The 15,607-nt window shown below is 62.7% G+C and carries 10 protein-coding genes, 1 other RNA gene and 3 pseudogenes; 7 read left to right on the forward strand and 7 right to left on the reverse strand.

Features of this window, described 5'->3' with window-relative positions:
• Nucleotides 1–164: 164 nt before the first annotated feature.
• Together NKH70_RS15535 and NKH70_RS15540 are read right to left on the reverse strand one after the other, a co-directional pair.
• The gene (locus tag NKH70_RS15535; RefSeq protein ID WP_023676701.1) at nt 165–959 is read right to left on the reverse strand and encodes a thymidylate synthase; all 795 of its coding nucleotides are present in this window, start codon (nt 957–959) and stop codon (nt 165–167) included.
• A 110-nt stretch (nt 960–1,069) separates the two neighbouring features.
• Nucleotides 1,070–1,382, reverse strand: a pseudogene (locus NKH70_RS15540) (DUF2853 family protein).
• A 162-nt stretch (nt 1,383–1,544) separates the two neighbouring features.
• On the opposite strand from NKH70_RS15540, the gene ssrA reads away from it, so the two are divergent.
• Nucleotides 1,545–1,900, forward strand: a transfer-messenger RNA (tmRNA) gene (gene ssrA / locus NKH70_RS15545).
• An 80-nt stretch (nt 1,901–1,980) separates the two neighbouring features.
• Here ssrA and NKH70_RS15550 read toward each other — a convergent pair.
• Nucleotides 1,981–3,777, reverse strand: coding sequence for an acetolactate synthase 3 large subunit (locus NKH70_RS15550; RefSeq protein ID WP_352912800.1), 1,797 nt, complete (start codon nt 3,775–3,777; stop codon nt 1,981–1,983).
• 403 nt (nt 3,778–4,180) lie between these two features.
• Between NKH70_RS15550 and NKH70_RS15555 the strand changes: the two are divergent.
• Nucleotides 4,181–4,920 (forward strand): annotated as a pseudogene (locus NKH70_RS15555) (SDR family oxidoreductase).
• 24 nt (nt 4,921–4,944) lie between these two features.
• Here the strand turns inward: NKH70_RS15555 and NKH70_RS15560 are convergent.
• Nucleotides 4,945–5,808 (reverse strand): annotated as a pseudogene (locus tag NKH70_RS15560) (LysR family transcriptional regulator); the annotation flags it as partial.
• Nucleotides 5,809–5,909: 101 nt separating this feature from the next.
• Nucleotides 5,910–7,115: a multidrug effflux MFS transporter gene (locus NKH70_RS15565; RefSeq protein ID WP_352718987.1), complete on the reverse strand. Its 1,206-nt coding sequence runs from the start codon at nt 7,113–7,115 to the stop codon at nt 5,910–5,912.
• 167 nt (nt 7,116–7,282) lie between these two features.
• Here NKH70_RS15565 and NKH70_RS15570 point away from each other — a divergent pair, with 167 nt between their 5' ends.
• The 4 genes from NKH70_RS15570 to NKH70_RS15585 all read left to right on the forward strand — a co-directional run bounded on the left by NKH70_RS15570 (nt 7,283) and on the right by NKH70_RS15585 (nt 9,104).
• Nucleotides 7,283–7,972 (forward strand): TetR/AcrR family transcriptional regulator, encoded by a 690-nt coding sequence (locus NKH70_RS15570; protein ID WP_352450076.1) that lies wholly within the window; start codon nt 7,283–7,285, stop codon nt 7,970–7,972.
• Nucleotides 7,973–8,106: 134 nt separating this feature from the next.
• The gene (locus NKH70_RS15575) at nt 8,107–8,643 is read left to right on the forward strand and encodes an SspB family protein (RefSeq protein ID WP_023676707.1); all 537 of its coding nucleotides are present in this window, start codon (nt 8,107–8,109) and stop codon (nt 8,641–8,643) included.
• Nucleotides 8,644–8,661: 18 nt separating this feature from the next.
• Nucleotides 8,662–8,865 carry a DUF4169 family protein gene (locus tag NKH70_RS15580; RefSeq protein ID WP_352718988.1) on the forward strand — a complete coding sequence of 68 codons (204 nt, stop codon included), beginning with the start codon at nt 8,662–8,664 and terminating at the stop codon, nt 8,863–8,865.
• Between the two features lie 17 nt (nt 8,866–8,882).
• Nucleotides 8,883–9,104, forward strand: coding sequence for a ribbon-helix-helix domain-containing protein (locus NKH70_RS15585; RefSeq protein WP_352450079.1), 222 nt, complete (start codon nt 8,883–8,885; stop codon nt 9,102–9,104).
• A 3-nt stretch (nt 9,105–9,107) separates the two neighbouring features.
• Here the strand turns inward: NKH70_RS15585 and NKH70_RS15590 are convergent, their stop codons facing one another.
• Nucleotides 9,108–10,901 (reverse strand): chloride channel protein, encoded by a 1,794-nt coding sequence (locus NKH70_RS15590; RefSeq protein ID WP_352912798.1) that lies wholly within the window; start codon nt 10,899–10,901, stop codon nt 9,108–9,110.
• Nucleotides 10,902–11,055: 154 nt separating this feature from the next.
• Between NKH70_RS15590 and NKH70_RS15595 the strand changes: the two genes are divergently transcribed.
• Nucleotides 11,056–11,493: a MarR family winged helix-turn-helix transcriptional regulator gene (locus NKH70_RS15595; RefSeq protein ID WP_352912797.1), complete on the forward strand. Its 438-nt coding sequence runs from the start codon at nt 11,056–11,058 to the stop codon at nt 11,491–11,493.
• A gap of 11 nt (nt 11,494–11,504) precedes the next feature.
• Here NKH70_RS15595 and NKH70_RS15600 read toward each other — a convergent pair whose 3' ends face one another.
• Complete coding sequence (locus NKH70_RS15600) at nt 11,505–15,569, reverse strand: AsmA family protein (RefSeq protein ID WP_352912796.1); 4,065 nt, start codon at nt 15,567–15,569, stop codon at nt 11,505–11,507.
• Nucleotides 15,570–15,607: the final 38 nt, after the last annotated feature.

Consider the following 15,607-nt stretch of genomic DNA (forward strand, 5'->3'; position numbering starts at 1 on the left):
CGCCGACGGCATTCTGAGCTCAGGTTTCTCGGCGTGCGATAACCTCCGTTGGATACAGCGGTATCGAGGCCAAAGGAAATATCACATGAAATCAGTACCCGCGGCACGGGCAAACGAGGGCGCAGCCGCAGTAGGCAGTTTCGATATGGACAGTCAGGTAGGTCCTAGACCGCGATCGGCGCCTTGATCGTCGCGTCGGCGAAATAGTTCTCGAGCCGGAAATCCTCGAAGCGGAAGGCAAAGAGATCCTTCACCTCGGGATTTATCCATAGCGTCGGCAACGCCTTGGGCGTGCGCCGCAATTGCTCGCGCGCCTGCTCGAAATGGTTCGAATAAAGGTGTGCGTCGCCGAGCGTGTGGATGAAATCGCCGGGTTTCAGTCCGGTCACCTGCGCCACCATCAGCGTCAGCAACGCATAGGACGCGATGTTGAACGGCACACCGAGAAAGATATCGCCCGAACGCTGGTAGAGCTGGCAGGAAAGCTTGCCTTCCGAAACATAGAACTGGAACAGGCAGTGGCAGGGCGGCAACGCCATGGCCTCCACCTCGGCCGGGTTCCACGCCGAAACGATCAGCCGCCGCGAATTAGGATTTTTGCGTATTTCCTTCAGAAGATTCGCAATCTGGTCGATGGCGCCGCCATGGCCGTCCGGCCACGACCGCCACTGTTTGCCATAGACCGGGCCGAGATCGCCATTCTCGTCGGCCCACTCATCCCAGATCGAGACGCCGTGATCGTTGAGATATTTGATGTTGGTGTCACCGGCCAGGAACCACAAAAGCTCGTGGATGATCGACTTCAGGTGCAGCTTCTTGGTGGTGGTGACCGGAAAGCCGCGGGCCAGGTCGAAGCGCATCTGGTAGCCGAATACCGAGCGCGTTCCGGTGCCGGTACGGTCGCCGCGATCGGCGCCGTTTTCCAGCACATGCTTCAGAAGGTCGAGATACTGGCGCATCGGGTCCGGTCCGATTCGGTTGTCAGCCATCATAGCCGAATGACCGTCCGCCGAACACAGCAAAGCGAGACGATTCCACCGGAGCCCACCGACACCGGCGGCGAGGTTGTTCAGAGCGAGCCGAGCATGCCCAGATCCTTGGCGACGAGGTAATAGAACGTCACCCGGCTCTTGCTGTTGTCGGCCGCCATCGCCTTGCAGGTCTTTTCGATAGCCGCATCCGCCTTGGCGCCGTCGGTGACGCCGAGCTTGCCGGCGATCCAGCTGTTCCTGACGCGCTTCAGTTCCTCCGGGTCGGTGCAGGACACCAGCGAGGAATCGCGGTTCCTGAGCGCGATGCCCAGATGCTTGACGATCTGTGGCGACCGCGTCGGCATCGGCCGCCGCATCATATTTCTTTACGTCTGCGAGATAATCGGCCATCGAATTTCCCCTCGTCGGCGCCACGGGATCCGGTCGATGAGGATTGTGGCGCGCTGCCGCAAGTATGCGCTGGGTCTCCTCACCGCCACAAAGCTTCGGTTGAGACCGGCTGCAAGTCAACCCCTTGATAATCCACTTTGACACGGGCGAAAGTGGCATTCCGGCCTTTCATTTTCCACCGCCAGTCCCTATATTCGCCTCGTCGGCTCGACCGACTATGGCGATAAACAGGCGATGAAATAAGCCGTTCGGACCCGGGGGCGGTACCCGGCGCCTCCACCAAAAACCGCGGTTCAGGAGCGGCTTTTGCTGGGGGCGAAATAGGATCGACGAAGGTGTAAAGATCGTACTTTTGCCCGGCATTGTACCACCGTTATCGGGCTAAACTTATAGTTGCCAACGACAACTATGCGGAAGCACGTCTCGCCGCGTAAGCGGTGCGATAGCTTCAATTCAAGCCCTAGTGGTTCGCACTTCTAGGCGGGGTTCGGAGGTACCTGGCAACAGAAACCTCCATTTCTCCCCTTTTGATATGTGCAGCTGCAGGCTCGTCGGCGGGCTTTTTATTCGCCCTGATAGGCCCAAGATGCCACGGCGTTCATACCAGCCCGTGGCTGATCGCATCGATCGCACCGGCGAATGTTTCACCTGTGGCCTCTTCGGGCAACAGCATCTCATTGTGGCCCCTGCCCGTCCGGATCATTGGAAAACAATTGGCGAGCTTGGCAACACGACAGTCAAGGAGCACCGGCCGGTCCACGTCGATCATTTCCTGTATCGCATCGTCAAGGTCGGCTGGTTTGTCGCAGCGCAGGCCGACCGCTCCGAATGCTTCGGCCAATTTGACGAAATCGGGCAAGGCCTCGGAATAGGAATGCGCGAGGCGGTTGCCGTGAAGAATTTGCTGCCACTGGCGAACCATGCCCATATATCCGTTGTTCAGGATGAAGATCTTGATCGGCGCGTCGTACTGGACTGCAGTCGACAGCTCTTTCATGGTCATCTGAACCGATGCGTCGCCGGCGATATCGATGACGAGGCTGTCCGGATGCGCGATCTGCACGCCCAGCGCCGCCGGTAGGCCGTAGCCCATCGTCCCGAGGCCGCCGGAACTCATCCAGCGGTTCGGCCTTTCGAAGCCGTAGAATTGGGCCGCCCACATCTGATGCTGGCCGACTTCAGTGGTGATGAAGGTGTCGCGATCCTTCGTCAGCGCGTAGAGACGCTCCACCGCATATTGAGGCATGATCGCGTCCTTGTTCATCTCATAGGAGAATGAATTGCGCGCGCGCCAGCCGGCGATCCTTCTCCACCAGTCCTGAAGGCGGCTTCCATCCGGTTTGCGAGGCACTGCGCGCCATAGACGAACCATGTCACCCAGAACATTGCCGACATCGCCTTGTATGCCGATATCGACGTGGACGTTCTTGTTGATCGAGGACGGATCTATATCGATATGGATCTTCCTGGAGTTCGGCGAAAAAGCATCCACACGCGAGGTCACGCGGTCATCGAAGCGGGCGCCGACACAGATCATGACGTCGCAATCGTGCATCGCCATATTCGCCTCATAGGAACCATGCAGACCGACCATCTTGAGCCAGTTCTTGCCGGAGGCGGGGTAAGCTCCAAGGCCCATCAGCGTCGAGGTGACCGGAAAGTCGGTCAGTTGAACCAGCTCCCGGAGCAATCTCGATGCTTCCGGGCCGGAATTGACGATGCCGCCGCCGGCATAAATAACGGGACGGCTGGCATTGGCCATCAATTCTAGCGCCTGGCCGATCTTGCCGATATCGCCCTGCAGCTTCGGTTGATAATTTTTCAGCGCAGCAACACCCGAAGGCGGCGTGTACATTCCAGACGCAAACAGAACGTCCTTTGGCATGTCGACGAGAACAGGCCCCGGTCGCCCCGACCGGGCGATGTGGAATGCCCTATGGATCGATGACGCCAGGTCATTGACGTCTTTGACCAAAGAGTTGTGCTTGGTGCAGGATCGCGTGATGCCAATCGTGTCACATTCCTGAAAGGCATCGGAGCCGATCAATGTTGTCGGCACTTGTCCGGACAGACAGACGATCGGCACTGAATCCATCAGCGCGTCCTGCAGGGGCGTCACGGCATTCGTCGTGCCCGGGCCTGATGTGACCAGCATCACGCCGACCTTGCCCGTGGACCGGGCATAACCCTCGGCGGCATGGCCGGCGCCCTGTTCGTGGCGCACGAGGATATGCTTGATGTCGTCCTGCTGGAATATCTCGTCATAGATCGGCAATATGGCCGCGCCGGGATAGCCGAAAATATGCTCCACACCATTGTCTTTGAGTGCGCGGAGAACGATCTCCGCCCCTGTCATGCGGTTGCTCGTATGCTGAATGGAATTATCGCTTGTCATGGTTCTGTCCCGTAGCGTGATGAGGATGGGTTGACGGGGCATCGCCGAAATCGGGCGTAAGAAGAATTTCGGGCATAAAAAAAGGCCCCGTCGGGAGCCTGTTTGTCGCGCACGGGTGGCTGTCGCCGGATGGTTACACCATCCTGCCCGTGCGCTTTCCTACCACTGCAAGAACCATTGCGATCTTCATGATGATCGCTGCTACACAGAAAATCGCGCATCGTCAACGTCTCAGGCTGAGGCGTCTCAGGCTGAGGCGAAAGCCCAGGGGCTTCCCATCATCGGAACCTCCGATGGCAGCATTCGTATCTTCCCGTTTCCCTTCTCTCATGCCTTTGCGGGACAAGGCCTCAGTTTCTCGCCGCGTGTGGTCACACCCTGCGAGCTACCTGATGGAGACAAGATGAACCAGGAAACCACACCAAAACACGAACGCATCCTGATCGTTGGCGGCAGTTCCGGCATGGGGCTGTCGCTGGCCGAACAGCGGCTTGCCGCCGGCGCCGAGGTTACGATCGTCGGCCGCTCCGAGGACCGGTTGTCGGCCGCACGGCAGCGCTTGCCTCACCCGGAAAGGCTGAGGACGATCGCAGCCGACGTCACAAGCGAGGAAGAGGTCCAGCGGCTGTTCCAGGATGTCGGTACGCTCGACCACATCGTCTCGACCGCCGCCGACGTTACCGGCGTCTATGTGTTGCTTGCCGAGATGGACATCTCGTTGGCGCGGAAAGTGATGGATTCCAAAGTCGTCGGACCGCTTCTTCTTGCCAAACATGGCGCGCCTCGTCTGACGCCCAGGGGATCGATCACGCTGACCTCGGGCATCGCCGCCTATCGTCCGGCGGCGAAAGGCTCGGTGGTGGCAGCCGTTAATGGGGCCCTTGGCTCACTCGCCTACGCGCTTGCCGTCGAACTGGCGCCGATCCGCGTCAACGTCGTCTCGCCGGGCTGGGTCGACACGCCGATTGGGATGCCGTCGTCGGCAGCGGAAAGACCGTCGCGCTGGACGCCATGGCAAAGCGTCTGCTCGTCGGCCGGATCGGCCAGGCAGCCGACGTTGCCCAAGCCATCGCGTCCCTGATGCATAACGGCTTCATCACCGGAACGGTGCTTCATGTTGATGGTGGCCAGCGGCTGGTCTAGTGACGGCCAGATTTCGCGAACCATTGCGAGGAACAGCCGCAAGACCGGCGCTTGAATGCGCCGGTGGCGCCATACCATGGTGACCGGCGCCACCGGGCTGCTTCCGACCCAGGGCAGCACGACGATATTGGCGTCAGCCGCGGAAGCCACGAGACGCGGGACCAGCGCGCATCCAAGACCGCCTTCAACAAGGCTCCGTATCGCGCCCATGCTGGCGAATTCGCCAACCAGCCTCGGACGGTCGGGCAGCGTCGCTGCAAACGTTTCGTCGAACATCCGCCTATAGACGCAACCGGGCTGGGTGACGAGGAAGGCCTCGTCGGCCAGATCGTCGGGCGTTATGGCAGAATATCCGGCCAACCGGTGATTTGCCGGCAATATGATGACGAGCTCTTCTTCTGCCACCTCCTCGCTTCGCAGCTCCGGTGCCGCCGCCGGGACGGCTCCGAAATGGAAAGATACGTCCAGCGCCCCGCTTGTCACGCCGGCACGCAACCCACTGCTATCGTCCGCCTTGAGGTTCAGTTCCACATCGGGATGGCGCCGATGGAATTCCCCCAGCAAACCTGGCAAGCGTGTCGAGCAAAGCGTCTCCAGGCCGCCGACAGTCAGGCGACCGGCAACCGTGCCGCTCGCGTCGGCGACAGCGGAACGGGCTTCGTCCGCGAGGTCGAGGAGATCGTTTGCGTAGTCCAGCAGGCGTTGTCCCGCCGCCGTCAGCTTCAAGCCACGCCGTGACCTTTCGAACAGCGACGTGCCCAGATCGGCTTCCAGCGCCTGGATCTGTTCGGTCACGCTCGATTGGGCAAGATGAACCCGCTCGGAGGCGCGCGTGATGTTCAAGGTGGTGGCGACCGCCACGAAGGTCTTGAGATGTCGAAGCTGCATGTCCTGAACCCGTCATATAGGCATAGGCTGCTTTGAACCGGGATCGCAAACGTGAAAAGGCCGGGAACATCGCCCGGCCTTTTTGTCTCGATAGGTGAAGCTTACTCCGCCGGCGCTTCCGCAGCGTCCCGGCTGCGGCCGAGCGTTATCTTGGCCAGCGTGAAGGAGATCGCCGCGCAGAGCGTGATGCCCGCCACCATCGGCAGCGGCGTGCCGTCGAAAAACACGCCGGCGACGCCCATGGCGACCGCGCCGATGGCAAAGTGCAGCGTGCCCATCAGCGCCGACGCGGTGCCGGCGATCTCGCCATGCTCTTCCATGGCCAGCACCGACGTCGTCGGGATGACCAGGCCGAGAAAGCCGTAGCCGATGAACAGCAACGCCGCCATCACGTCGAGCCGGTCGACACCCGATGCCATCACCGCGAACAGCACCACCATCGTCGTCGCATAGCCGGTCACCGCGACGCGCACCACGCGCTGCAGCCCGAACCGCTCCGATAGCAACCCGGTCAGCTGCGACATGCCGATAAAGGCAACCGCATTGATCGAGAAGAACACGCTGTAGACCGAAGGCGACAGCCCGTAATGGTCGATCAGGATGAAGGACGAGCTCGACAGATAGACGAAGAAGCTCGCAATGCCGAAGCCGGCAATGGCCGTCAGGCCAAGGAAGTTGCGGTCGCCCATCAGGAAGCGGTAGCCTGAAAGTGCCGTCCCGAAGGACGAACCGGCGCGCTCTTCGACCGGCCGCGTCTCCTTCAGCGAGGTCGCCAGCAGGATGGTGGCGAGCACGGCCGCGCCCGTCACCGTCCAGAACACGGCGCGCCAGCCGAAGTTCTCGATGATCTGGCTACCGGTCAGCGGCGCCAGGATCGGCGACACCGAAAACACCAGCATCAGCAGCGACATCAGTTTGGCGGCCTCGGTGCCGGTATGCAGGTCGCGCACGATCGCGCGCGGCACGGCCATGCCGGCGCTGGCGCCGAGCCCTTGCAGGAAGCGGAAGGCGATCAGCCATTCGATCGAGGGAGCCAGCGCCGAGCCGACGCCGCCGACCATAAACAGCGCCAGGCCGCCGTAGAGCGGCAGCTTGCGGCCGACCATGTCGGAGATCGGTCCGACGACGATCTGGCCGAAGCCCATGGAAAGAAAGAAGATCAGCAGGCTCATCTGCACCGCGGCGGTGCCGGCATGCAGATCCTCACCGATCGACGGCAGGGCCGGAAGATACATGTCGATGGCAAACGGGCCGATCGCGGACAATAGGCCGAGCACGACCGCAATGCGGAGGAATTTGGCGTTCATGATAGCAGGCTCTTTCGAATTCTGGTTGCCGCCGAGGACCGACGTGTAACCCTAGGACGTTCCATCCCGTGGAGTTCCGACTCTTCTGCGGAACGAAACCCCTTCGTGCAAGTCCACAAATTTAGACAGGCTTGTCTAATTCGTCAACCACCTCTATATAGTTTTGCATGAAGGCCAACGTTTCTCCTGACATTTTCCCGCCGCGGGGCCATGAGGCCAAGCGGATGTCGATTGTCGATGCCGCCGCCTCGGTCTTCTGCCGCGAAAGCTTTGCCGGTGCCAATATCGACATGATTGCCGCCGAGGCCGGCGTCTCCCGCCAGACCATCTACAATCATCACGGCGACAAGGAAAAACTCTTCGTTGCCATCGTCCGTGACCTCACCGAACGTTGCAATGCCGGCATCTTTGCCACGATTTCCACTTTTCCCGATCAGCCGAAGGATCTCGAGGCCGACCTCATCGCCTTTGCTGTGCGGATGAACCACAACTGCATCTGCAACCGCGACGGCAAATTCCTGCGCAAGCTGATCCAGACCGAGGGCGGGCGCTATCCCGAGTTGTTCGCCGAATGGCGCGAAGAAGGACCGGGCAGGACATGGCCGGCGATCGCCGCCCGCTTCGCCCGCCTCGCTCATGCGGGCTTCCTTGATATCGACGATCCCGATGTCGCAGCGCGCCAGTTCATGGCGCTTGCCAATGCCGAGTTGCAGACGACGTTCATGCTCGGCGGTACACCGACCGAGGACGAGGTGGTGCAATCGGCGACAAATGGCGTGCGCACCTTCCTGCGCGCCTTCGGCAAGCGGCAGCCTGTGGCCCGGGCGAGCAAACAGGGCGCGCTCGCCAGCGCTTGACGATCAAAGCCGTTTGACGATCAAATCGTCGCCAATGGGCTTCGCTTCCGCACGCCGGCGATGTATATCCGGTTTACGCCGCGCTCAAGCTTGATTACAGCTATCAGGACGATTCAACGGAACCCGACAGCCACATGGCCGACGACCACATCCGCTACGACATTCTGGCCCAGGAGGCGTTGCGCGGCGTCATGCGCAAGGTCCTGGCCGAGGTCGCGCGCACCGGTCTCCCGGGCAACCATCATTTCTTCATCACCTTTCTCACCGGCGCGCCGGGCGTGCGCGTCTCGTCGCGGCTGCGCGAGCGCTATCCCGAACAGATGACCATCGTCATCCAGTTCCAGTATTGGGACCTGAAGGTGAGCGACACCGGTTTCGAAGTCGGGCTGTCGTTTTCCGACGTGCCGGAGAAACTGGAAATCCCGTTCTCGGCCGTGCGCGGCTTTTACGATCCGTCCGTCAACTTCGAGCTCGAATTCGATGTCAAGACGGATACCCCGGCTGAACAGGAGACAAAGGCCAAGCCTGCTCCCGAGCCGCTGGCTATCGTCGCCGAGAAAAAGCCTGAGACGAAGAAGAAAACCGCTGAGGCGGAAAAGAAGCCTGCCGCGGCCGACGCCGGCGCCAAGGGCGCCGACGTGGTGTCGCTCGACGCCTTCCGCAAGAAGTGACCCGACAGGCGGCGTGACATGGCCGAGATCGTCAATCTCCGTCAGGCACGCAAGCAGAAGGCGCGAGCCGAGAAGGAGCGCCTGGCCGAACAGAACCGGGCGCTGCATGGCCGTTCCAAAACCAGCCGGGATCGCGACCGCCTGATCGCCGACAAGGCCGACAAATTGGTCGCCGGCCATCGCCGCGAAAAATCGGGCGATTCGGACAAATCCGATGCTTGAAGTGTGAGGGCGGTCGCGTGAGCCCGGTCGAAAAGCGCTCGGTCACCATTCGCGGCCACCGCACCAGCTATTCGCTTGAAAAGCCTTTTTACGACGACCTGGTCGCCATCGCGGCCGTGCGAAAACTGACGCTCGCCGCTCTTGTCGCCGAAATCGACGAGAGCCGCCCGCGCGATGCCAACCTCTCCTCGGCACTCAGGCTCTATGTGCTGGATTGGGCCAAGCGCGGCAAGTTGTAGCCTTCAGGCGACGCTATCCTGTTTCCTGCGCCGGATACGGAAGCCCAGCAAAGCCGAGCGGTCGCGTTCTTCGGCCTGCTTCTTCGATCTGACACGCATCAGGTCCTTCCAGCCGACATAGCCCACCAGCCGGGCATTTTCTCGCGTGACGACCGGCAAATGGGACACGTTCGCCATCAGCAGCTTGTCGGAGAGGCCCTCGAGATACTCATCCGGATAGGCCAGCGTGACCTTGCTGCCGGCCAGCAGTTCGCCAAGCGTCGTCGTGCGGTGCTTGCCGGCGCGTCTCCAGCGCAGAATCGCCGGCGGATCGATGACGCCGAGCACGTGGCCTTCTTCATCGACGACCGGAAAGCTCGGATGCCGTGTCTCGGGCGCCGTCAGGAACGCTGCCGCGCCGTGCAGCGACATCGTCGCCGGCACGCTCTCGACCTCGCTGGTCATCACCTCGCGCACCCTGGTCAGGGCGAACGGATCGACACGGTATTCGCGAACCATGTGATGCCCTCGCCGTGCGATTTTTTCGGTGAGGATCGAACGCTTCATCAACAGCACGGTCACCGCATGCGCGGTGGCAGTCGCCGCGATCAGCGGCACCAGGACATGGGTGTTGCCGGTCAGTTCAACCGCAAAGAACGTGGCGGTCAGCGGTGCACGCATGGTGCCGCCCATTGTCGCCGCCATCGCCAGCAGCGCCCAGAAGCCCGGATCCGCGGCCGGCAGGAAGCCGGCGAGGACCGCGCCCATCGCCCCGCCCATGATCAGCAGCGGCGCCAGCACACCTCCCGACGTTCCCGAGCCGAGTGCGACCGACCAGATGATCGCCTTCACCACTAACAGGGTGAGCGCAGCGGTCGCTATCGTGCGGCCATCCAGCATGTTGGCGATATTGTCATAGCCGACGCCGAGTGCCTGCGGCTCGATCAGCCCGCCGATGCCGACCACCAGGCCGCCGAGCATCGGCCACCACATCCAGTGGATGGGCAGCTTCTGGAAACCGTCCTCGCAGGCATAGACCATCTGGGTCAGCAACCCCGATAGCAGCCCGGCTGCCATGCCGACCAGCACCCAGCTGGCAAGGCCGGGAAATGAAACCTCCATTCCGCCCTGAAACGGGAAGATCGGCCCCGGCAGATGCAGCATGGTGCGCTCGACCGCAGCAATGATCGCGGCGACCGCCACGGGAATGAAGCTGCGCGGCGTCCATTCGAAGAGCAGCAATTCCACTGCAAGCATGATGGCGGCGATCGGCGTTCCGAACACGGTGGTCATGCCGGCCGCCGCACCCGCCACCAGCAGCGTCTTGCGTTCATTGTCGCTGACCGGCAGCATCTGCGCGATCAGCGAACCGATGGCGCCGCCGGTCATGATGATCGGCCCTTCCGCGCCGAATGGCCCGCCGGTACCGATCGAGACTGCCGACGACAACGGCTTCAGGATTGCCACCTTGGCGTCGAGCCGCGAGCGTCCGAGCAGGATCGCCTCGATGGCTTCGGGAATGCCATGGCCGCGGATCTTTTCGCTTCCGAAGCGAGCCATCACACCGATGATCAGTGCCCCGACCACCGGAACAAATACCGAGGCATAGCCAAGCGGCGTATCCTGCAGTCTCAGGTCGGCGAGCGTGAACTGGCCAAAATAGGCGATGTTCGTGGCAAGCCGGATCAGCTTCAAAAGGGCAATGCCGGCAAACAACCCTGCCGTCGCCACCACCACCGCTATGCCGGCAATGAGCAGCACCCGGGCATCGGTGGTAAAATCGCGCAGATGGCCGGGGTTGGCGTGATCGGATTTCATTTGCAAACCTTGCTTTCTGGCGCGTGCCGACTTGCGGATCGGTCGCCGGCCGTGCCACCGAAGATGGCGGGGCACCAGCCATGTTGGTTCGCTCTGTATCGTAACACGATATAAATGTTCAAGGCCCGTTTGCGGCTTTGTCGGAAAGGAATCGATGGCAGACACTTCGAAGCCACAAAAGCGCGGCGCAACGATCGGGGCGGCCGATTACCAGAGGCTGTCCGAATTTCGTTACCTGATCCGCTGCTTTCTCGAATTCAGCCAGATCCAGGCGCAGGAAGCCGGCCTGACGCCACGCCAGCATCAGGCCCTGCTTGCGATCAAGGGATTTCCCGGCGGAGGGCCGGTGGCCATTGGTGACCTCGCGGAGCGCCTGCGCATCCGCCATCACAGCGCCGTGGAATTGGTCAACCGTCTTTGCGAAGCCGGGCTCGTCGCGAGGGACCACGACGAGGAGGACCACCGCCGCGTGCTGCTGCGGCTGACCGAGCGCGCCGACGACAGTCTCGCCGATCTGTCAGCCGCTCATCTCGACGAACTCGGGCGGATCGAGCCGATGCTGAAGCGCTTGCTTGCTGGACGCGACGCGTAAGGGATGCGCCGTCACCCGCCATTCAGCGATTTTAGCAGATCGTCGATCGACGAGGGATCGAACTTGAGCTTTGGCGGGGGCTGCACTGGCGATGGCACGTTATTTGCGGCCGGTGGCGCCCGTTCCGCTTTCTGCGCTTGCTCCGCCGCGGCCTTGCGTTCGGCGTCGAGCTTTGCCTTTTCTTCCGAGGCGATCCGCAACGCCTCTTCCGCCCTCTGGCGTTGCTGTTCTTCGGCCTGCGCTGCTTCCTCGGCAGCCTGTTGCGCCGCCTTGGCTTTGGCTTCGGCATCCGCTTTGGCCTTTGCAGCCGCCTCGGCTTTCGCCTTGGCCTCGGCTTCGGCCTTCGCCGCTGCATCCGCCTTCGCCTTGGCTTCAGTCTGCGCCCTGGCCTCCGCTTCGGCTTGGGCCTGCGCCTCAGCTTCGGCCTTTGCCTTGGCGTCCGCTTCAGCCTTCGCCTTGGCTTCAGCCTGCGCCCTCGCCTCCGCTTCGGCTTGGGCCTGAGCCTCGGCTTCAGCCTTTGCCCTGGCGTCGGCCTCAGCCTTCAGCCGCGCCGCTTCCTCCTGCTTGCGCCGTTCCTCCGCCGCTCTTTCACGCTCGGTTTGCAGGGCAGCGTAGTAGCGCACCTCACGCCGCAGCCTTTGTTTCTCGAGCAGTGCGGCTTGCATGGCTTCGACCCGCTGCTGCTCCTTTTCCAGCGCACGCTGGGTCAGGAACTGTGCCAGCGGCTCGCTGTCGAACTGCCGTTGGGTGGCGCCGAACGGACCGTCGACGCTGAAATTCAAAATCGGTTCGGAGCCGACCAGCGCCTCATCGCCGGGTCGATAGGCGATCTCGCCCTTGGCATCGACGGTGCTGGTGTTCAGATCGGCGGTGATGTCGGCGGACAGCGTCGCGCCCGGGCTTTCGAATTTGACGGGCGGCGCCCTCAGCGTGCCGCCGGCGATGGTGAAGGCAATATCGGTGTCCTGCGCCGGAAAACTTCCCGCAGCGGCGATCTGCGGTACAAAGCCGGCAGTCTTCGACGCGTCGATATCGCGCCCTATCGCGTCGGCCTTGGCGATGAATGCGCCAAAGGCATCGGGATTAAAGCCGGCAATAGTCATGCCCTTCAGCGTCGCCGTGCCGGAACCGGACAGCGCCGCGACCATCGCGTCGACCGATTTGCCGCTGGTCGAAAGCGCCGTCGAGAAATCGCCGCTTCCGCTGATGCCGGCCTCCGGCAGCACGACTGCCAGATCGGCGGCGGCGAGTTTCATCTGACCGGAGAAAAGCCCGGTGCCGTCATTGTTCTTGAGCTCGAACAGGCCACTCAACTCGCCGCCGAGGAATTTTGCCTTGAGGTCGGAAACGCGGATGCCCTCCTGGTCGAGCTGCAGCGACAGCGCAGCGTCATAGGCGGTGGCAAGCGGGCCGGCGGAAAGCGACGCCGCCGTCAGATCGAGATCGGCGGTAAATGGCAGACTGGATTTCTGGCTGAACGGTGCTGTCGGCCAGGCCCCGTCATTGACAAGGAAGGCCTGGTCGCCGAACAGCATCACCGCCATGGGATCGAGGTCCAGCTCGTCCAGCGACAGCGCGCCGGCAAGATGCGGCAGCCCCTCTTTGACGTCGATATTTACGTCACCGGAAACCGCCGCTTCGTTGACGGCGCCGCTGAGGCCGCTCAGCACCAGGAGACCATTGCCGTAGTCGGCATCGGCAGCAAGCGACGTCGACATGCCGGTCCCCATGCCGGGCAGGCCGACGCCGGTCGTCATCAGCCATGGCTCGATATCGGCCGTTTCAAGGCTGACCTTGCCCTTGGCGGCCGCGCCCTGAGGCGTGTCGGCAATTGTCCCGTCGAAACCAGCTTTGAAGTCATTGCCGGCCAGGCTGAAGCGTGTCGCCAGGCCGCCGCCAAGCGTGCCTTTGGCCGAGACGTCGGTGGTCGCCTCGCCGAGCATGCCGAGCGGCAGCGCCGGCAGACCGTAAAGCGCCAGAAGCGCGGTGGCGTCGGCGTTCCTTGCATTGAAGGTCAGCGTCACCGGCGCTTCGAGAGGCCGGTCGAGCGCCCCTTTGCCGGACAATGACGCCGAAAAGGCCGAACCACCGGCCTTGCCCTGTGCGCTCATTGCCAGTCCGGTCGTACCATCGCCATTGTCTGCGGCACTCGTGACCGCGTCGATACGCGCATCCTGGAACAGCTCGGGATAGGCCGCAGCACGCTCCGCCAGCCCCCTCAGCACCGCGTTGTCCGGATAATGCTGGACGGCGACGTCGATCAGCGGCTTGAGGTCGACGGCGACCACCGAGGCGTCGAGCTTGCCGGTCGGGCTCGCCGGGAAATCCTTGATCCGGCCGGTGGCGCTGATCGAGGCGCCGGCAAGTCCGCCGACCGACAGTCGGTCGATCTCAAGCAACCCGTCCCGTAATCTAAGTGCAGTATCGACGCTATCGGCGGTTAAGCCGCCGGCGCTGACCGGCCCGGCCTCGATCTGGAAATCGAGGTCGCGATCGGAAAAGCGGTTGGCGCCCTTGTCGCTGACAAAGATCGAGGCGAAGGCGGCGAGCCCATCGACGTCGAGTTCGCCGCCTTCCAGTTGCATCAGCACCGATGGCCTGGTGTCGTCGGGCTGGCTGGAATCGATGCGGCCGGAGAACTTTGCCTTGCCGAGGATGAGTTCGAGATCGCTGAAGGCCTGGTGCTTCTCGCTCAAATCCACCTTGGCCTTGAAGCCGGCGGCCGGCAAGCGGCGGATCGCCTCGTCGACGTCCTTCGACAGCCAGGCGGCAAAGCCCGAGGGCTGCGCCACCGCCAGAAGCAGCGATCCGGTGAAACCGAAATGGTCCTCGACGCTGACCATGCCGTTGGCTTCCAGCTTGGCGCGGCCGGGCAGCGTGGCGGCCAGCGATTTTACCGCCCAGCCGCCCTCGGCCGGCTCGGCGGACAGATGCACGTCGCGAACCGTGGTGTCGCCTGCCACCACCGCCGGCAGTTTCACCTCGACCGTGCCCGGTATGGTCGGCTTCGGCAGATCGAGCAGCGCCTGCTCCAGCGCCGCCACCCGCTCGGACAGCGTCAATCCGGCACCGGCCGCCGCCCCCACGGCCTCGTCGAACTGCACCTGCGCGCCATCGGCCTCGATCAAGAAATGCGGCTTCAGCCCAAGGTCGACCGCAGCCTTGCCGTCGGCGGTGTAGGGATTGTCGAGCGGTCCCGTCTCGAAGCGGAATTCGTCGACGCCGAGCTTCTGGTGATCGAGCGAAAACTTGCCGTTCAGCCTGAAGCCCGGGTCCGGTTTGCCGGCGCTGACTTTCAGCGCCTCGCCGCCGGTGCCGGGCAGCTGCTCCGCAGCCCGGTCTGCGCCCGATATCTTGAACTGGCCCGAATAGACCGCGGCGCCCTCGACGAGGCCCACATTGCCGTCGGTCTCGACGACCAGCGGATAGTCATCCGGATCGGCCTTGAGCCTGAGCCGCATTTGCCCGTCCGGTTCGGCCTTGCTGGTGGAAGCGGCGATCGTGGTCCGCAACCCGTCCAGCAACAGCGAGCCGTCCAGCCGCCAGGGGCCGGCCAGCGACTTGGCCGAGATCGTCGAGTTGATCTCGGAAATAAGATGGCTGCGCCCGCCGGCGGCGTGGCTGAGCGCGATCTGTCCTTCCGTCACCGTCAGCTTCTCGATGGAGATCTGACCGGGATCGAAGGGCGAGGACGGCCGTATCGTCCAGTCGACCGTGCCGTCGGCGGCGATGTCGATCGTCGCCTTCGGCCGCACCAGGCGCATGTCGAAGATCAGCACCTCGCCGCGCAGGAATGGCGCGAGTTCTGCATCCATCGAAAAGGTTTCGACGGTCATCGCCGGCTGGCCGTTGGGGCCACCGGCAACGGCGACGTTGGAAAAGGTCACCGAGGGGAACGGCAGCAACCTTGCCGTCGCATCGCCTCGCACGGTCACCTTGCGGCCCAGAACGGCACTGGCCTCGCGCTCGAAATCGGCACGGTAACCTGTCCAGTCGACAAAGTACGGCACCACCAGCGCCGCACACAGCACCAGCACGAGAAGCCCACCGAAGATCACGAACAGGCGTGCGAGCATGAACTCCGAAGCGGTTGATTGAAAATCAGCCGCACTCT

The sequence above is a fragment of the Mesorhizobium sp. M0991 genome (assembly GCF_040318915.1).
Classification (GTDB): domain Bacteria; phylum Pseudomonadota; class Alphaproteobacteria; order Rhizobiales; family Rhizobiaceae; genus Mesorhizobium.